This window comes from Pseudomonas sp. R1-18 (assembly GCF_051132095.1).
Taxonomy (GTDB): Bacteria; Pseudomonadota; Gammaproteobacteria; order Pseudomonadales; family Pseudomonadaceae; genus Aquipseudomonas.
On record NZ_CP071658.1, the window covers coordinates 2,109,095 to 2,125,146 of the forward strand.

Annotated in this window: 27 protein-coding genes and 1 pseudogene; 19 read left to right on the top strand and 9 right to left on the bottom strand. The window is 59.1% G+C overall.

Annotated elements, in window-relative coordinates:
• Nucleotides 1–76 precede the first annotated feature (76 nt).
• A complete protein-coding gene (locus J3P77_RS09790; RefSeq protein ID WP_434681386.1) occupies nucleotides 77–565 on the top strand; it encodes a glycoside hydrolase family 24 protein in 489 nt (162 codons plus the stop codon).
• Nucleotides 562–1,059, top strand: a complete 498-nt coding sequence (locus J3P77_RS09795; RefSeq protein ID WP_434681387.1) for a DUF2514 family protein — start codon at nucleotides 562–564, stop codon at nucleotides 1,057–1,059. Before J3P77_RS09790 ends, J3P77_RS09795 begins: the two co-directional genes overlap by 4 nt.
• Here J3P77_RS09795 and J3P77_RS09800 read toward each other — a convergent pair.
• From J3P77_RS09800 to J3P77_RS09810, 3 genes are all read right to left on the bottom strand, one after another.
• On the bottom strand, nucleotides 1,041–1,412 hold the full coding sequence (locus J3P77_RS09800) for a hypothetical protein (protein WP_434681389.1): 372 nt from the start codon (nucleotides 1,410–1,412) through the stop codon (nucleotides 1,041–1,043). The two genes, J3P77_RS09795 and J3P77_RS09800, sit on opposite strands and share 19 nt — an antisense overlap.
• An 83-nt stretch (nucleotides 1,413–1,495) precedes the next feature.
• On the bottom strand, nucleotides 1,496–1,732 hold the full coding sequence (locus J3P77_RS09805; RefSeq protein WP_434681390.1) for a hypothetical protein: 237 nt from the start codon (nucleotides 1,730–1,732) through the stop codon (nucleotides 1,496–1,498).
• A gap of 219 nt (nucleotides 1,733–1,951) precedes the next feature.
• Complete coding sequence (locus J3P77_RS09810) at nucleotides 1,952–2,161, bottom strand: hypothetical protein (protein WP_434681391.1); 210 nt, start codon at nucleotides 2,159–2,161, stop codon at nucleotides 1,952–1,954.
• A gap of 552 nt (nucleotides 2,162–2,713) precedes the next feature.
• On the opposite strand from J3P77_RS09810, the gene J3P77_RS09815 reads away from it, so the two are divergent.
• Nucleotides 2,714–2,944 carry a hypothetical protein gene (locus J3P77_RS09815; protein WP_434681392.1) on the top strand — a complete coding sequence of 77 codons (231 nt, stop codon included), beginning with the start codon at nucleotides 2,714–2,716 and terminating at the stop codon, nucleotides 2,942–2,944.
• A gap of 68 nt (nucleotides 2,945–3,012) precedes the next feature.
• Here the strand turns inward: J3P77_RS09815 and J3P77_RS09820 are convergent, their stop codons facing one another.
• Nucleotides 3,013–3,558, bottom strand: coding sequence for a serine acetyltransferase (locus J3P77_RS09820; RefSeq protein ID WP_434681393.1), 546 nt, complete (start codon nucleotides 3,556–3,558; stop codon nucleotides 3,013–3,015).
• 81 nt (nucleotides 3,559–3,639) lie between these two features.
• Here J3P77_RS09820 and J3P77_RS09825 point away from each other — a divergent pair, with 81 nt between their 5' ends.
• The 3 genes from J3P77_RS09825 to J3P77_RS09835 all read left to right on the top strand — a co-directional run bounded on the left by J3P77_RS09825 (nucleotide 3,640) and on the right by J3P77_RS09835 (nucleotide 4,814).
• The gene (locus J3P77_RS09825; RefSeq protein WP_434681394.1) at nucleotides 3,640–4,008 is read left to right on the top strand and encodes a hypothetical protein; all 369 of its coding nucleotides are present in this window, start codon (nucleotides 3,640–3,642) and stop codon (nucleotides 4,006–4,008) included.
• A 256-nt stretch (nucleotides 4,009–4,264) separates the two neighbouring features.
• The gene (locus tag J3P77_RS09830; RefSeq protein ID WP_434681395.1) at nucleotides 4,265–4,492 is read left to right on the top strand and encodes a hypothetical protein; all 228 of its coding nucleotides are present in this window, start codon (nucleotides 4,265–4,267) and stop codon (nucleotides 4,490–4,492) included.
• A 112-nt stretch (nucleotides 4,493–4,604) separates the two neighbouring features.
• Complete coding sequence (locus J3P77_RS09835; RefSeq protein WP_434681396.1) at nucleotides 4,605–4,814, top strand: hypothetical protein; 210 nt, start codon at nucleotides 4,605–4,607, stop codon at nucleotides 4,812–4,814.
• Between the two features lie 92 nt (nucleotides 4,815–4,906).
• Here J3P77_RS09835 and J3P77_RS09840 read toward each other — a convergent pair whose 3' ends face one another.
• On the bottom strand, nucleotides 4,907–5,323 hold the full coding sequence (locus J3P77_RS09840) for a hypothetical protein (RefSeq protein WP_434681398.1): 417 nt from the start codon (nucleotides 5,321–5,323) through the stop codon (nucleotides 4,907–4,909).
• A gap of 93 nt (nucleotides 5,324–5,416) precedes the next feature.
• Nucleotides 5,417–6,091 (bottom strand): polysaccharide lyase family 7 protein, encoded by a 675-nt coding sequence (locus J3P77_RS09845; protein WP_434681400.1) that lies wholly within the window; start codon nucleotides 6,089–6,091, stop codon nucleotides 5,417–5,419.
• 285 nt (nucleotides 6,092–6,376) lie between these two features.
• Here J3P77_RS09845 and J3P77_RS09850 point away from each other — a divergent pair, with 285 nt between their 5' ends.
• Nucleotides 6,377–6,691, top strand: coding sequence for a DUF1654 domain-containing protein (locus J3P77_RS09850; RefSeq protein ID WP_434681401.1), 315 nt, complete (start codon nucleotides 6,377–6,379; stop codon nucleotides 6,689–6,691).
• A 99-nt stretch (nucleotides 6,692–6,790) separates the two neighbouring features.
• Here J3P77_RS09850 and J3P77_RS09855 read toward each other — a convergent pair whose 3' ends face one another.
• The gene (locus J3P77_RS09855) at nucleotides 6,791–7,636 is read right to left on the bottom strand and encodes an XRE family transcriptional regulator (RefSeq protein WP_434681403.1); all 846 of its coding nucleotides are present in this window, start codon (nucleotides 7,634–7,636) and stop codon (nucleotides 6,791–6,793) included.
• 105 nt (nucleotides 7,637–7,741) lie between these two features.
• On the opposite strand from J3P77_RS09855, the gene J3P77_RS09860 reads away from it, so the two are divergent.
• The 9 genes and pseudogenes from J3P77_RS09860 to J3P77_RS09900 all read left to right on the top strand — a co-directional run bounded on the left by J3P77_RS09860 (nucleotide 7,742) and on the right by J3P77_RS09900 (nucleotide 12,773).
• Entirely contained in the window at nucleotides 7,742–8,044 is a 303-nt protein-coding gene (locus J3P77_RS09860) for a helix-turn-helix transcriptional regulator (protein WP_434681404.1), read from the top strand.
• Nucleotides 8,045–8,259: 215 nt separating this feature from the next.
• Nucleotides 8,260–8,700, top strand: a pseudogene (locus J3P77_RS09865) (transporter); the annotation flags it as partial.
• The gene (locus tag J3P77_RS09870) at nucleotides 8,700–9,470 is read left to right on the top strand and encodes a DnaT-like ssDNA-binding domain-containing protein (protein WP_434681405.1); all 771 of its coding nucleotides are present in this window, start codon (nucleotides 8,700–8,702) and stop codon (nucleotides 9,468–9,470) included. The pseudogene J3P77_RS09865 and the gene J3P77_RS09870, both read left to right, overlap by 1 nt.
• Complete coding sequence (locus J3P77_RS09875) at nucleotides 9,470–10,138, top strand: replication protein P (protein ID WP_434681406.1); 669 nt, start codon at nucleotides 9,470–9,472, stop codon at nucleotides 10,136–10,138. The genes J3P77_RS09870 and J3P77_RS09875 overlap by 1 nt, the downstream gene beginning before the upstream one ends.
• Nucleotides 10,135–10,728, top strand: coding sequence for a hypothetical protein (locus J3P77_RS09880; protein WP_434681407.1), 594 nt, complete (start codon nucleotides 10,135–10,137; stop codon nucleotides 10,726–10,728). Before J3P77_RS09875 ends, J3P77_RS09880 begins: the two co-directional genes overlap by 4 nt.
• Before the next feature lie 227 nt (nucleotides 10,729–10,955).
• Nucleotides 10,956–11,369 (top strand): hypothetical protein, encoded by a 414-nt coding sequence (locus J3P77_RS09885; RefSeq protein WP_434681409.1) that lies wholly within the window; start codon nucleotides 10,956–10,958, stop codon nucleotides 11,367–11,369.
• The gene (locus J3P77_RS09890) at nucleotides 11,362–11,712 is read left to right on the top strand and encodes a phage holin family protein (RefSeq protein WP_434681410.1); all 351 of its coding nucleotides are present in this window, start codon (nucleotides 11,362–11,364) and stop codon (nucleotides 11,710–11,712) included. Before J3P77_RS09885 ends, J3P77_RS09890 begins: the two co-directional genes overlap by 8 nt.
• Nucleotides 11,713–11,778: 66 nt before the next feature.
• A complete protein-coding gene (locus J3P77_RS09895; RefSeq protein WP_434681411.1) occupies nucleotides 11,779–12,267 on the top strand; it encodes a glycoside hydrolase family 24 protein in 489 nt (162 codons plus the stop codon).
• Nucleotides 12,264–12,773: a DUF2514 family protein gene (locus J3P77_RS09900; protein WP_434681412.1), complete on the top strand. Its 510-nt coding sequence runs from the start codon at nucleotides 12,264–12,266 to the stop codon at nucleotides 12,771–12,773. Before J3P77_RS09895 ends, J3P77_RS09900 begins: the two co-directional genes overlap by 4 nt.
• Nucleotides 12,774–12,810: 37 nt before the next feature.
• Here J3P77_RS09900 and J3P77_RS09905 read toward each other — a convergent pair whose 3' ends face one another.
• Nucleotides 12,811–13,665 (bottom strand): hypothetical protein, encoded by an 855-nt coding sequence (locus tag J3P77_RS09905; RefSeq protein WP_434681413.1) that lies wholly within the window; start codon nucleotides 13,663–13,665, stop codon nucleotides 12,811–12,813.
• Nucleotides 13,666–13,909: 244 nt separating this feature from the next.
• On the opposite strand from J3P77_RS09905, the gene J3P77_RS09910 reads away from it, so the two are divergent.
• Entirely contained in the window at nucleotides 13,910–14,152 is a 243-nt protein-coding gene (locus tag J3P77_RS09910) for a hypothetical protein (protein WP_434681415.1), read from the top strand.
• Nucleotides 14,153–14,207: 55 nt separating this feature from the next.
• Here J3P77_RS09910 and J3P77_RS09915 read toward each other — a convergent pair whose 3' ends face one another.
• Nucleotides 14,208–14,615 carry a hypothetical protein gene (locus J3P77_RS09915; protein WP_434681416.1) on the bottom strand — a complete coding sequence of 136 codons (408 nt, stop codon included), beginning with the start codon at nucleotides 14,613–14,615 and terminating at the stop codon, nucleotides 14,208–14,210.
• 305 nt (nucleotides 14,616–14,920) lie between these two features.
• Here J3P77_RS09915 and J3P77_RS09920 point away from each other — a divergent pair, with 305 nt between their 5' ends.
• Together J3P77_RS09920 and J3P77_RS09925 are read left to right on the top strand one after the other, a co-directional pair.
• Nucleotides 14,921–15,526 carry an SCO family protein gene (locus tag J3P77_RS09920; protein WP_434681417.1) on the top strand — a complete coding sequence of 202 codons (606 nt, stop codon included), beginning with the start codon at nucleotides 14,921–14,923 and terminating at the stop codon, nucleotides 15,524–15,526.
• A complete protein-coding gene (locus J3P77_RS09925) occupies nucleotides 15,526–16,002 on the top strand; it encodes a copper chaperone PCu(A)C (protein WP_434681419.1) in 477 nt (158 codons plus the stop codon). The genes J3P77_RS09920 and J3P77_RS09925 overlap by 1 nt, the downstream gene beginning before the upstream one ends.
• Nucleotides 16,003–16,052 lie beyond the last annotated feature (50 nt).

The window sequence follows — 16,052 nt, forward strand, 5'->3', positions numbered from 1 at the left end:
GTGCGTCTCTCGTAACGAATATTTATCAGTCAAGTAGCCCGCCTAGCGCGGGCTTTTTTTCGTCTGGAGAAAAGCAATGCCAAGAATTTCCGCGCAGATGGCCGGCGGCGAGAACGTGCTCGTCTTCCTCGACATGATCGCCTTTTCGGAAGGCACCTCGACCGTGAAGGGGAGCGACGACGGCTACAACGTCCTGTACGGCGGTGGCCTGTTCCATGGCTATCAGGATCACCCACGCCAGCGCCTGACCTTTCCCATCAACGGCAAGCCCGTGACTAGCACGGCCGCCGGCCGTTACCAGTTGCTCGAGCGCTATTGGGATGCGTACCGCGTGAGCATGCGCCTGCAAGGCGGTTACACGCCGGAGAATCAGGATCGCATCGCGCTGGAACAGATTCGGGAGCGCCGAGCGCTGGAAGACATCAAGGCCGGGCGGATCGTCGAGGCCATTCAGAAATGCTCCAACATCTGGGCCAGCTTTCCCGGCAACAACTACGGCCAGAACCCGCACAAGGCAGAGAAGCTGCTGGCGTTCTTCGATAAGGCTGGCGGGACCTTCGCATGACGGCACTGCTCAAGGCGGTACCACTGCAGGTATGGGCGGTCATGCTGCTGATCGCCTTGCTCGCCGGCGCGCTGGTCTACCAGACTCTCGCTCTGGCCACCGCCCGAACAGAGCACGCCGGCTATGTGGCCGAGGTCGAAAAAACGGCCAGCGAGGCGAACAAGGCGGCACGCGTCGAAGAGCAGCGGCGCCAACGTGAGATCAACCAGGTACGAAACGATGCCCAACACCAGATCAAAGCTGCGGCAGATGATGCTGCTGTCGCTGCTTCTACTGCTGACAGCCTGCAGCAGCAAGTCGACAAGCTACTTGCCGGCCGATCCGCCTGCGATACCCGAGTTGCCCAGGGAAGCGCGACAGTCCGAGACCTCACCACTGTGCTTGCCGACCTGCGCCGCCGGGCTGACGAGAGAGCGGGAGAGCTGGCGCGAATCGCTGATGCAAGTCGAATAGCTGGGCAGGCGTGCGAGCGGGCTTATGATTCGTTGAGGTGAGCGTCAGGCGTCTCGCCTTTGCCCCACATTCTCGGCGGGACGTTGTGCTGCATAAGGAGAGCTTCGCGCTGTTCGAGGCAGTACTGCAGCGAATTGACTGTCTTCCAGTTCTCACAGGCGGCCCGCAGTAGTTCCGATATCCGCCCGTTCGCGTCAGCGAGTTCCTTTCGCAGGCCGTCCCGTTCCTTCGTCACCTGCGCATGCATGTCGACCAACCTGGCCACATGGTTGCGGTACCGGTTGATCTCTATGCGCAGCAGCAGGTTTTCTTCTGTCACCAAATGCGCATGCTGGCGGAGCATTTGTTCATCTGTTGGGGAGCCGAGCCAGTCGTCTGCGAAATCGATGTCCATGATGTACTTCTCAACACTGTTTTTATATACAGTATTCGGCAGGTCATCGTGAGGCAAGGAAGCTCCGACAAGCTGCGGGCAGATCAGGGTCTGCGCAGCTCGGCCATCCGCCGGTCGAATGCCTGGCTGAAGGCAATCTCCATAGCGTCGATATCAGCCGCTCGCATCGCCCCGACGCAGGTCAGGCCCCTCGCAAAGCCCTCGGCGATTCCGCCCAGGTGCGTCAGTTCGATCACGCCATCGGCAAGCTCGATGTCCGAGAGAATCCTGTTCACTTCCTTGCGGACCATATCGGGCATTACGACTTTGTCGAGGGTCATGGCGTCTCCTGCGCCGGTGCGCATTGGATTTCAGACAGTGGGTTCTTGCAGGTAAAAGATGGCCAGCCCGGTGAGGGATGCACCAGGCTGGCCTGCCGGAGAGGGCGAACGGGAATTCGGACCGGCTGGAACAATGTAGATGCTCGAAGCGAAGCGGGCAATTTTTGACAGATATGCGGTTGGTTGGGGTGATCGTTGGCAGGACGCCGAGATACTTGCTCATTCAGGCGTCATAAGCACCGCGAGCGTTATCCGAATGAATTCTTCATTCTTGTCGATTGTGTCCAGGGCGCCCCGGGCGTTATCGGCCACGTCGGCACCGCCTCGTTGCTCGACCCAGTTGGACAGCTCAAGGATAGCCGCCTCCAGGGCGATTTGGTTTTCGTAGAGTTTGGAGAGCAGTGCTGGTAGCAGGTCTGAATTCGGCATGGTCGTCTCTTCCGTGAAAGAGCGCAGCTTATCAGGAGGTGGGTGGGATGGTGATCGTTGGCAGGACGCCAGGAGAAGGGAGAAAATCGCCGAGTGACTTTCCGAGTGACTTTGCTAAACACGGTAAAACACAGTGAGGCATCGTTGCAGCGAGCGCCAAGCTGGGAGCCGTGTATTAACTGGGCTGTAGCCCCATCCGCTTGCATGGGGTGCTAGGGGTCGAGTGTTCGAATCACTCCGTCCCGACCATATATTTCAATGACTTAGCCCAACCTTTTCAGGTTGGGCTTTTTCATGTGCGTGAGATTTGCGTGACTCGGTTCATTTTCATGCCTTTTTCCTCTGCAAAATTGTGAGTACCGGACCGCGGGAGTCCGTCGACGACACTTTTGTTCGCCGCCTCGATGAGAACATCGCCATGGTCTGGAGATGTGACGGCAGCTCGGCGAATAGAAGCGATTGCTCTTCCCAGTTAAGTCCGCCACTCAGCGGAAGCCGGGAACAGGTGCACCTTCCGGCTTTCAACTGGGAAACCGAAGGGGGTGCATTTCAATGGACGTTTTCCGTGTCGAAGCAGAGGATGGCGCATGGGTGTTGTACAAGGCGCACGGCTATAAACCGATCATGCGCTCCGGCAACCAGGCAGACCTGATCGACCATGTCCAGTCGATGACCGCCGGGAGCGGGGCGGTGATTCGGTTCTGGTCGGAAACGGGCGTGCGAGAGCTTCGAGTGGGCCCGGTCGACGATGACGAGAGCGCTTCGCTGGAAGCTGGCGAATGAAGATAGCGCTGTGACGGCCAGTAGGATGGAAACGGGCCGACTTCGGCGGCTCGCGCTTCGACGTGGAGTCAGCCCTGGATGACGGTGATTACATGCTTGGTGTAGCAAACACTGTTATCAGGGATGTCTTTATTCACGAAGGCCATGGCGCCGACTTTCACGTTATCCCCTATGCGGATGTCGTCGCCGATAATGCAAACATTTGCACCCAGTTCAACATTATCGCCGATATAAATCAGCCCCTTCTGTCCGCTGGTTTTTACGCCGATGGTTGTGTTCTGACGAATGAACAACTTTTCGCCAATGCGTGCGGCGTCCGCAATCACTATGCCTACGCGGTGTGCGAAGGTGATGCCGGGACCTACCTCTGCTGCGAGCATGATATCGATCCCGTGAGTACGAACCAGCCGCGCGTGGATTCGCTGAGCGATTTTCGGATAGTTGAAGACACCTTTTGGGCGGCGATACAAATACTGAGCGAGTCGGAACCAGAACAAGTAGTGCTCCTGTTCTTTCTGTCGAATGCGCCGGATCATCCGCTTGAGCTTGAAGTCCTTTTCTTCGCCGCCCATTACCTCTATGCGCCAGTGTCGTTTCAGATCCGGCCAGTCCATGTATCCCACTTTGCAACTGCTCCCTGGTCATGCCGACCAACTGCTTGGTACCGAGATGCCGCATTGTATCGGGTTTGAAATGTGCTCGACACGATCACAAAGGTCGGCCGCGCGAACGAGCTCGCGTTTCTCGATATGATTGCGCACGCAGAACGCATCTTAACCGTGACAGGCAGCGACGACGGCTACAAGGTTCTGTACGGCGGCGGCCTGTTTCTGCGGTTATCAGAATTACCCGCTCAAACGCCTTACCTTTCCTGTCAACGGCAAGCCGGTCACCAGTACGGCGGCCGGGCGCTACCAACTGTTGGAGCGTTATTGGGCCGCGTATCGGGTGAGCATGCGCTTGCAAGGCGGTTACACGCCGAAGATCAGGACCGCATCGCGCTGCCGCAAATTCGCGAGCGCCCGGGCGCTGGAGATATCGGGGCATCTATTTCAACGACTTAGCCCAACCTTCTCAAGTTGGGCTTTCTCGCGCGTGTAACATTCGCGGGGGCATTCGACTCCCCGTGTCAGTAAATGATTCATCTCGCAGACCATCCGGCTGATTGCTAACAAATTTCAAGCTCAGATCCCCCCATACGTGCTCTCATAGCGACTGTCTTACATATCTCGCCAAATGAGTGCCTCGCGTTGCGGGAGCCACTCATTGGAGGTGGAGCGGAATAGAAGCATTACCGTTGTGCTAAACATGGAGCTTCATATGCCTAAGTCGTTACCCGCTTTCAACAGCTCCTACCGAAGCCGTGCGATTAACGTAGAGTTCCTCCACCACCCGAAAGGCATCACTGTCCGCTTCCAGGTGGACGAAGGGGACTGGCAATACAATCCTGAATATTTCTGGGAAAGTTATGCCGAAGCACAGGCTGGAGGGTTGGCGTTAGGCCGTCGATGCATCGACCGGATATCCGCCAACGATCAAGACTTTTGAGTCGGGCGTACATTCGGTAGAGCACCGCTCATCTGCTGATGGGCACTTCCGTCCGCCGGTTTCTCTCTCAATATAACCGGCGCAATTCCTGCGCCACAGGCGGAGAGACAACATGGTGAGAGAAGACAATGGGCCCGAAAGTGCTTATCCAGGTCCGGCTGAGCCAGGCAGCGAGGAAGAGAACTATCCCGATGCTCAGGGTGACGCAGACCAGAATGACGGCCCGGATTCGGTAGAAGGCGATGAGGACGATGATCTGGTTTTGCCGGACAACCCTCCCGTCGATGAGGACGAAGAGCCGTCCCCCGGCAACAGTGCCTGACAAGCCGACGAACAAACGAACCCCGCCTGATGCGGGGTTTTTTGTGGCGACTGGCGAACAGTGCCCGTCAATCCGGACGTCTTATCCATGATTCATAAGTCGTCCTCTTCTGACTGAGCAATCAGCCCGTCATGCGCCAGCGGCAGCAGCAGGGCCCGAGCAATCTGGCGTAGCGCTTCGTCCGGGTCGGGGCTGTTCAGCGCCTCAGCCGCGGCGCTGGCTGCGTCGGATGACGCTTTGCGCCAGGCCGACAGCACCAGACGCCCCAGCACTGACGGGCTCATTCCTGCGCTGGACAGCTGCTCAAGTGTGAACTCGTCGACTGCCGCGGCGAATTGCTCGAAGGTTACCGCCTGAGGTCCGTGCAAGCGTCGTCGAAACCGGACATCGCCGCCAAGCAGCAGTTGCTCCACGCCGTTTTCGAGCCATTCATGCAGTGCGCTGTCGCAGTTCTCGTCCGGAAGGCGGTTGTCATATTCAAACTGTGCACGCCTCAACGTCGCATCCATATGAGTCGTCTCCAGAGTCTGGAAGCTGGAAGCCCCGCGCGGGCATGACGTTCCAGGCGGGGCAGTGCGCCGGCTTCCACCAGCGCTCAGCATTTACACATGACGAAGGGCAAGGTCGCTGATAACGCAGATGGAGCCATCGCTGGCCGGCGTGGTATCGGTGTAATCGATCTGGTTATACACACCGCCGTGGAAACCCAGAACCTGGCTGAACCACGATTGATCCAGTTGCAGCGGCCCGGACGTGCCGGTGACCCCATTGCACACTGCGGTTACCGTGGCCACACCCGCCGACGTTACCTGAATGGTGATTTCGAACGGCGTGCCCAGCGGTACCTTGTCCAGCACTGTGGAGTTGACCGGATCGGTCTGGTTGAAGTCCTCGCGAAAGCCCATGGTGATCTTGCCTTTCTGCCAGAAGACCTTGATGGGCGGGCTGTCGTCGTTCTTCACATGCATCTGCGAGACAACGACCTTCTGCGCCGAGTTGACCTTGATCAGCGTCATCTTCTGGTAGTTGATATGCTGCGATGCGCTGGCGATGGACCAGTAAGCTGCTTCTTTCCACTCGCAGCGGGTGCGGTGGGTGCTTTTGCTCGATGCACCTTTGGTGGGTGCCGAAAACTGAATCGATCCGTCGCCCAGCACCGTCACCACACTGGGGAACTGTGCTATCGCCTTTGCACCATTGCACTCCAGCGCGACGGGGTTGGTCGTGGAAGTTGCCACCGGTGTTGCGATCGTTAGATTACTGATGTTTACGGCCATGGTTTTGCTCCTAGACGATAAAGATCATTGGCCTGGCACGATTGCCTTACCAACCTTGATGCAGCGAGCCGCATCCCGAATCGCCCGCAATGACAGGCGCTTGAGTGATGTTTTCGCCCCCTCGAAAGCAGAATCACATTATGTGTTTATAGTTGTCAACACGTAACGTGTTTTATTCGCGCATGGCTCTCCGAAGAAGTGTCCTACTGCCACGCTTACCTTTTCCTACAGCGTTGTATATGATTTCCATGCACTGTACGGATATACAGCTAAAAGGAGGAGTGTATGGCCAAGCACAAGATGTCGGCGTCGCAACAGCGCCAGGAGATTACGGGGATCGAGCGACTTGGCTTGAGGGTGTCGGCGATGATCAATCATCCGGTTGCGCAGACGCAGCGATGGGTGATGATTCATCGGCTGGATACGGACGGCGATCAGGAGTGGGAGGCGGTCATGGAGCTGCTGTCCGACACGGATGAACTGGACATGGTGTTCAATGACGACGGTACAGTGCTGCTGAGGTGGGAGCGGGCAAGTGATCAGGATCAGATCGTGAATCATGAAGAGGTCGATGCCATAAGCACGGCACCGCCTTTCTGAGGCGTGATCTGCGCTCGGTCGAGGCAGGGCGGTCACCGCGCCCTTAAAGAGGCGGTGGCCGCTGCGGAGCAATGGCCTCAATGGGCTGCGCCGGGGACTTCAGACCTTCCGCGCGTTCCAGACCAGAAGCACCTTGGCATGAATCGTTACGTCCTCGATCCGTGCGGGTTGATTGTCGTAATGCGGGCTGTCGGAGATCAGTCTGAAGTGGTCGGCATCGATCATCTGCAGACGTTTGATGTACAGCAGGTCCAGCCAGGTAATCACATAAATACCTTCACCTACGAACTCGTTGATTCCTCGGTCAACGATCACCGGGTCCTTGTCGTTGATCGTGCCTTCCATGCTCTGGCCCCAGCCCGTGATGACCGCGAGCGCCGCTGTCGAGGTGTAAGTCACGCCTTTTTCGCGCAGGACTTCCTCACGCACGATGAGGTTGCGGATGGCTTCGTTGTAATCAGCCGGAACCTGGCCGTGACCCATTGCGCCGCGGATATCGTATTGCGGGATCAATATTTCGTCATTGCGCGCGCGGACAGAGCCGCTGATCACTGTTTCGGCGTCCGCGTCAGGTTCGGCTGCCGCGGCAACGATCCGGCGACGGGCTTCGGCAGAGAGCCCACGGCCATGCTGGGCGAGCATCTGGCGAACCAGGTCTGCTGCGGAAGAGTCGATGTCAGGCCCCGACGACATGCGTGGAGCACTCGGACGGCCTTTTTCCGATTCAAGCGGTGCTTCCCGCAAATCCAGCAGGAGCTCGGATTTGTCGACGCCGAGCGCGCTTGCCATGGCTTCGATGTCCGCGAATGACGGCTCCCTGGAATCAGCCTCGTAATTGCCGATCCGGGATTGCGACTTCCAGCCACAGGCCTCGGCCAGCTGAGCCTGGGACATTTGCGCGATTTTTCTCAAGCGCTTGATGCGCTTGCCAATTGATTCGTTCATGCGCCGGATTCAATCACGAAATGAAATACCCGGCTTTCACTTATCGTGTTTACACATAACACAATACGTGTTTAAGTCTATGTGTCGCTTACCAGGACTGACTCTATGAACCACGTCCGCACCATTCGCAAACACGCTGGCATTACACAGGCCCAACTGCGCCGCGCTCTGGGCTGGAATCAGTCGCGAGTGGCCAACTACGAATCTGGCCTGCGCCGTCCGGGGCTGAGCGACGCGCGGCAGATTGTCGCCGCGCTGAATCTTCTGGGTGCCAGATGCAGCCTCGATGACGTATTCCCTCCCGCTCGCAAGTCGAAGCAGTCCGACCGTAATGCTCTGGCCGCATCAGGCCCCCCGGCGCAATCGACTGCATCTGAGCGGGCGGAAGGAGGTTCGATCATGACCTGACCCCGGACCTGGATCCCTAAACCTGAATCGCAGGCACAAAAAAGCCGGGGCGCAATCCCGGCTCTTTCAACAGCATCCGACGCAACACTGTGAGGCCGATTATGCACACGCCATTGACCGAAGTACAGGACCTCAGCCAAACCCTTTTTTCCGACGACCCTTTCGCTCACCTGACACGCAAAAAGTCGTACGGCACGTTTTCGCGCCGTGACTTCCTTGAGCTGATCGATGTGGCCATCGGCGCCGAGAGAGCCAGGATGCAACTGGCAGAGCAGGTTCGGTTGCAGGCCGCGAAGATCGAGCACCTGGAGAACCTGTTCAAGCAGGGCGTGACGGCGGCGCAATTCTGCAAAGGGCTCAACGGGGTAAACGCAAAGCAAGTGAACCCGTTTCTCAAAGCCCGGAACTGGCTCTACAACGAAAGCAGATCCGCCGTGCGCTGGCGGGTTACTTCCTACGCTCGCGACAGCTACATGACCGAGCACCAAGTGGAAATTACCCCGCACGGCAAAGAGCCTTTCATTTGCTACACGCCTGTTCTGCTGCGCAAGGGCGCCGTGCGGTTGTACGAGATGTATATGAACGGCGAGCTGCCCATGAAAAAGAACTGGGACGGCTCGTTCAGCCATGACAAGGCAGACAGGGAGGACGCGTGATGGCCCGCATTCGTACGGTCAAACCCGAATTCTGGTCGAGCGAGCAGGTCATGGCATGTCGCCCACTGGCACGGCTGCTGTTCATCGGGCTGTGGAATTTCTGCGACGACGGCGGCAATCATCCGCTTGCGCCAAGAACCATCAAGGCTCTGGTTTTCCCCGGCGACGCTATCAGCGCGGAGGAGGTCGCCGAGTTGCTGAGCGAGCTCGAACGCGCCGGCCTGACCCAGACCTACCAGTCAGACGGTAAGCACTACTTGCACGTCCTGGGCTGGAGGCACCAGAAAATCGAGAAGAAAAGCTTCAAATACCCGGCTCCGCCTTCGACAGTCATTGAGGCCGCGGCGAGCGATGGCCGAGCAGTCGACGAGCATTCGACGACCGCTCGCCACATGTCAGGGCACGGAAGGGAATGGGAACGGACTGGAGAACACATCACACAACCCGCGACGCCGCCGGCGGTCGATGCCAGAGCCGTCTGCGAAATGACGCTCGACTGGGTTCCCGATCCTGGTCTGTTGCGCAGTTACGCGTTGCGCATGTCGCTACCCGTCGAGCATTTCACCCAGGCGACAACGGCAGCTTTCGTTTGCCATTACTCGGCATCCGGCCGAATCGAAACCCAGGCCGCGTGGGTCAGTCTGCTGGTGAAATGGGTCAAGCGGGACCAGGCTGCCGCCAGCAACGTTCGCCATTTTCCGCGCAAGCCGCAGGTGAGGGTGCCGAATTTCGATGACGACACGTGGGTCGACGACTTGGGGGCTTTGTGATGAAGAACCTCAGCGATGTGATCGCCAGCCTGACCGATATGCCACGCCCACCATCGCCCCAGCCACAGGTTGATAGCCATGCGGCCGCCGTGGTGAATGCCCTTTTCAAGGAACTGCAGGCCATCTTCCCTGCATGGCGCCAGGCCTGGCCTGACGACGCCACGCTGAAGGCGGCCAAGCGCAGCTGGATCAAGGCGTTCATGGCCCAGGGCATCAGGCGGATCGAGCAGGTTCGCCATGGGGTGGAGAACTGCCGCAGACTGCCGACGCCCTTCGTGCCCGGCGTAGGAGAATTCGTCGCGCTGTGCCAGCCGACTCCGGAAGCGCTGGGTGCGCCGTCAAATGACGCCGCATTCGCAGAAGCCGTGGCCAACGCCCACCCATGCGTGAGCGATCAGCGTTCGTGGTCGCATCAAGCGGTGTACCACGCAGCTGCGCAATGCGGTTTCCATGCGTTGGCCAGCATGCCGGCTGACGTCAGCCGAAGGCTGTTTGAGCGCAATTATCAGATCACGTTGCGCCTGCTGCTAGAAGGCAAGCCGCTGCGCAGTATCCCGCTTGCGCTGCCGACGCGGGCCGAGGGACGCCGGACGCCCGGGGTCGGTCAGCGAGCGCTGGCCGAGTTGCGCAAGGGCCGACAGTCACCGACCGCCAAGGGGGCTGCATGATGAAGTTGAATTCAGCACGCCGTGCCTGGCATGACGCTTTCTATAACTCCGGTAGTAGCCTGGCGGTGCAGATCGAGCAGATCGGCCGGCTGGGCTGCAGCGTCCAGACCAGCACGAGGCGCACGGGCAGCGGGCGCGCCGCGCATCAATCCGTGGCGGCAAGGATTCAGCAGGCGATTTCGACACTGCCCTGGCATCTGCGGACGTTCGGCAACTTCATGTACAGCCCGATAGCCACGATCGACGAGCAGGAACAGGCTGAGGAGCTGGTGTTCAGTCTGGCCTACGAAGCGGGGCCACGGATGACTGCGCGCAAATTCGACAAGGCGCGCTACGTGGCACGGGCGATCCTGTTCCGCTATCGGCGTATCAACCAGGGAGGGCAGGGCGCGGGACTGGACCCGCTGCCAAGCGTGGAGCTGATGCGCAAGTGGATACTGGACAGTTTCGGCGTCGCTTTGCCCGGTGACCAATGGGCTCGGGATTGGGGCGGCTTCGTTCAACACTGTTTCATTGCATGCGACAGGCTGGACAGCGAAGCCCTGGCCGTTGTGTCACGCGCCCTCAATCTGATGAACCAGGTGGCTTGACGTTTTGTCGGCGATAGGTCAGTCTTTCGCCATATCGAGTATTTTGCCTACGGCAACTTGCTCAGACGGAGTCAGGATTAATTCCGTGAACAACCCCCGCCATGTAGCGGGGGTTTTTATGCCTGCCGTGAACCGAAGCCGTACATGAGATAGCCCTACTCGAAAAAGCCCCGACCTGTTCGGGGCTTTTGCGTTGTTGTGAATCAAACTTTTCGCAGGGAGTGCTTATGAGCGCAGATACAACACCCGGCGCCCTTTTGACCAGTGCAACCGGTGGGGGAGATGTGGCCATTGCGGCCTATCTGTTCTCATTCGACCACGGCATGGCGCTGGCGGCGATTGGCGGCTGCTGTTTTTTCCTGGGCGCCTCCGCCGCTTTGCCCTGGAGCACGCGCATTTTCTATGCGATGGGCTCCTGCATCATCGGTTACATGTTCGGAATAATGATGCTCAGCCTCCTGTCCTATAACGGCGCGGCGTCCTTGCTGGCATGCATTACATCTGCACTGGCGTCTTGGATCTTCGGCTCGCTCAAGCGCTGGGCTGATGGCGGACCACGGCCTGACTGGGTGGACTGGTTTGCGACCTTGGCAAAAGGCTTTTTGCCGGACTTCATGAAGCGAGGAAAGCGCGATGATTGATCTCCCCGAGTGGATTCACAGCTGCGCCATCTGGCTTGATGGCGTCATCCCCGACGTTCTGCTGAGTACGCGAGGCATCTGTCACCTGCTGATTTTTCTTGTGGTGGCAGGCTACAAGAGTGGCAACGCCAGACATCGCAAGACCGTCGGAGTCATTGCCGCCACGTTCGCCGGGGCCAACGCCGCCGAGGCCTATCGGGTGGCGGTCAATTTCACTCAGTTTTCCGCAGTGGTGCAGCCGCCGCTCACCCTGGTGATGCTGTGTGTCCTGTTCTTCGTGATCTATGCGCGGGGCAATGTGGCCCGCATGCTGCCGCATCATCGAACCGACCTGTTCCATTGAGCCTTGATTGCACACCCATTGAATGCCCGCCCCGCGCGGGCTTTTTTTTATCTGGAGGAAACCCGCATGCCGGTAATTTGCGAGCAGGTGGCCGGTTGCAGAAATGTTCTGGCTTTCCTGGACATGATTGCCTTCTCGGAAGGCACTTCGACCGTGAAGGGCAGCGATAACGGCTACAACGTGTTGTATGGCGGCGGCCTGTTCCAGAGCTATCTGGACCATCCGCGGCAGCGGCTGACCTTCCCCATAAAAGGCAAGCCGGTAACCAGCACGGCAGCCGGCCGCTACCAGTTGCTCGAACGCTACTGGGACGCGTACCGCACGAGCCTGCGGCTGCAGGGTGGCTACACGCCGGAAAACCAGGACCGCATCGCGCTCCAGCAAATCCGCGAGCGCCGGGCGCTGGAAGACATCAGGGCCGGGCGCATCAGCGATGCCATACGCAAGTGCGCGAACATCTGGGCCAGCTTCCCCGGCAACAGCTACGGCCAGAACCCGCATCAGACCGAAAAGCTGCTTGCCTTCTATGCCGCTGTCGGCGGGGCATTCGCATGATCGCACTGGCCAAGGCGGTCCCGCTGTGGGCATGGGTGGTCATTGCGCTGGTTGCGCTGCTCGGTGGAGCCCTCGTCTACCAGACCCTGGCCCTGGCTGACGCGCGCGCTGAGCATGCCAGTTACATTGCCAGGGTCGAAAAAGCCGCGCGGGACGCGATGGATGCGGCGCGTCGGGAAGAGTCGCGGCGGCAACAGGTAATCAACGAGGTACGGAACGATGCGCGAGCACAGATCAAGAATGCGGATGATGACGCTGCCGTGGCTGTCGCTACTGCTGACAGCCTGCAGCACCGGATCGATCAGCTGCTGGCCGACCGAGCCGCCTGCATTACCCGAATTGCCCGCGGAAGCGAGACAATCCGAGACCTCACCGTTGTGCTTGCCGACTTGCGCCGCCGGGCTGACGAGAGAGCGGGAGAGCTGGCGCGAATCGCTGATGCAAGCCGAATAGCCGGGCAGGCGTGCGAAAGGGCATACGACGGGCTGGTCAGATCGAGCCGTTGAGTCGCCAGAGACCAGGACGCGTCGCTGCCGGGCGGTGTCAGCCGGTTACCACGGTTCCGTTGATAAAAACCTCGCGGCGAGCGCGTCTACTGATGATTTCGTGCTTGGCGGGCAGATAGATAGTGTCGAAGCGCTCTCTGTCTACCGCGTAATGACTGGCCAGCTCCTCATACACAAGCTGGTCATAGCGAGCTTCGGTGATGAATCGATAGAGCTCTCGGCGATAGAAAAATCCCAGCTGGAACCCGAGCGTTTCACAAACATGGTTCCGGGGGCGGCTCAGGAAACAGTTTTCCAGATCGATCGCTTTGTGGCCCTGCTGCGGGTCCAGACTGACCATAACGTTGTTGGCCCAGAAGTCCATATGCGTCAGGTTTTTAGCGTGCAGCTCCCGGAGCAGGCCGAACGACAGGCGAATGAAATCTTCAACGTCATTATCCGGGCTCTGAATCCAGTCCATGCCATTGACGTGGGAGGCAAGCAGCTCGGTGAAGATGAAGAACTCCTGGGTAACACCAATTACCGATTTGCTGTAGCCGAAGCCGGCCAGATGAGCGACAGGCGCGCCACGCTTCTGCGCTTCCAGGGTATTGATGACTTCTTCGAGGGGCCAGTCGAACATCCCGTCGCGTTTGGCACGCCAGAGTGTGACGCGGATCTTGGGACGCAGGTTGTCCAGCGGCTGCGACTTAGCGAACACTTCGTGTTCCAGACCGGCCAGCGGAGCACTGACTCGCTCAAGCTTTCGGTGTCGACTGTGACGACGGGCTTCGATCAGGTGAGCAAATGCATTCTCGGCCGCATGAACCGGCGGCTTTGCCAGATGCAACTTCGCATTGAGATGCCTGAACGTCGACGGAAAGTGTTGAACGATATCCCTGCCAGCAAACATTAGAAACGCCATTTTCACGCAATTGTAACGAAATTATTACATGTGGCTCAGTCGTAGTACAACGCGAATCAGGCTGCAGGAAGCTTCAAAATCTGCAAGACCGCGCACCGCAACGAGATGTGAGTCCTCGGCGGGCGCTGCGATCCGTTCACTCTGCCGTCCGGCTGAAACAGCGAACCTTTGTCCGCCGGATCATATCCATGACAGTACGCCTTATCCCTGGCGCATCTATGGAGGAGCGATCATGAACAAAGACACCCAACTCCACTCGGGCCGTGGCAATGATGAGCCGCTGCCGGCGTCCAACGAACCGCTCAGCCCGGGTCGCACTGATCTGAACCCCAGCGATCAGGCCGGCGTGGATGAGTTGCCCGACAACGAGGGCCAGGTGCCGCTGGATTCCAACGATGAAGCGCCGGTCGTCCAGGACATGCCGGACGTAGATGTCGATAACGCCGAAATGGATGACGAGCCCAATCCCCGCTGAACCTTCGCAGGGGAGGAGAACAAAGCTGGCTGACCGGCCGTGCCGGGCGGGAATATCAGGCGTCGCGCAGCAGGTCGTTGGCGTTGAGCAGCGCCCATGCGATATCCGGCCGCGCTTCAAGGCCGCGCCGGATCGCTGTGCGTATCGATTGGCGAGTCTTGCGGCACAGACCGGTTTGCGCATGGACCACTACGTTGATGCCGCGCATGGTCCGCACTTCGTTCGGGCCGGGAGAAACCTCCAGGCGAACGCCCAGCTGCTCTTGGAGCCTGCGTTGCAGACGTTCGAGATCGGCCAGGCTTTCGATACTCTCCAGGCGACCGAGCAGACGCCTTTCTTCCTGGCGAGTCAGAAGCAGGATGCGCCGATCCGCATCGGGTGTGTCCAGCTTCTGCCACTCGCAGTCACAGGCGCCCGGCGGGCAGGTCTGGCGGGCAGGGCTGGTTTGAAGGATGCCGTTCATGGGCGCAGCATAGCGATAGCGGGTCGAGTCTGACCAGCACCGCCTGCGCTGTTTTGTCGCAGGCGCGTCAACGCCCGTCAGCACGCGGTTCAAGGGCCAGGTTACATATGTGACTTGGCGCGGCGGTGTTCGGCCTGACGTTGCGATGGTAAATTCGCGGCATGAAATTCGTCTGAAGCCACCGCCATCCGTGCCGGTGCCTCGCTTGCCTGCGGGATCAGCACTGACTGCCATCATGCAGCAGGCTGCGCTTTATCCTTCTGCGCCTTGTCCTTGATAGGACCGTTCTGACAGGACCGTACTGCATGACTCAACATCTGACCCGCCGCGAGGTGGTCACCGGTCTCTCGCTACTGAGCCTCGGGCTGCTGGCCGGCTGCGGTAACTCCAACGCCTTGCCGTTCAAGCACGGCAAGGACATGAGCAACGAGATCGTCGGCCGCAATTTCAAACTGAAGGATCCACAGGGAAATCCGGTTACCCTGTCGAGTTTTCGCGGCTTCATGCCGATGATTTTCTTCGGTTTTACCCAGTGCCCCGCAGTCTGTCCGACAGCGCTCGCCCGAGCGGCGCAGATCAAGAAGCTGATGGGCAGCGAGGGGGACTCTTTTCAGGTGGTGTTCATCACCCTTGACCCGGAACGCGACACCCCCCAGGTAATAGACGCATACGTGAAAGCCTTCGATCCGACTTTCGTGGCGTTGTCCGGCAGCCTTGAGGAAACCGCCGCCACGGCGAAAGAGTTCGGGGTGTTCTTCGAGAAAGTACCGTTGGGTGATACCTATACCATTTCCCATACCGCCACCAGCTATGTGTATGACACCCGAGGCGTGCTGCGTCTGGGCCTGTCACACAAACTGTCCGCCCAGCAATGCGCGGAAGACCTGCTCACTCTCATGGAAGTCTGCTGATGAACACTCGAATTGGTAATGCCCTTGTATCCGGCCTGCTGGGCCTCTCGCTGCTGGGTCTGAGCCTGCAGGCTCAGGCGCAGTCCAGCGTCGAAGACGCATGGGTGCGCGCCACGGTGCCGGGGCAGCCGGCAACGGGCGCGTTCATGCACATCACATCGACCACCGACAGCAAGCTGGTGGGTGTCAGCTCGCCAGTGGCCAAGACAGTGCAGATTCATCAGATGAGCATGAAGGGTGACGTGATGAACATGCAGCAGGTCGACAGCGTCGAGCTGCCTGCAGGCAAGACCGTGGTGTTCGACTCCAACGGATATCACGTGATGTTCATGGGCCTCGCGGCGCAGGTTAAGGAGGGCGATCAGGTCCCCGTGACGCTCACCGTGCAGGATGATAAAGGCGTCAGGCAGTCCATCGAAGTCCAGGCCCCGGCCCGCGCCCTTACAGCCCAGGACCACAGTCACAGCGGCCATTGACAGGTTGCTGGCGAGCACCAAAGGACCGAATGCAGGTGCGGCCGCGGACC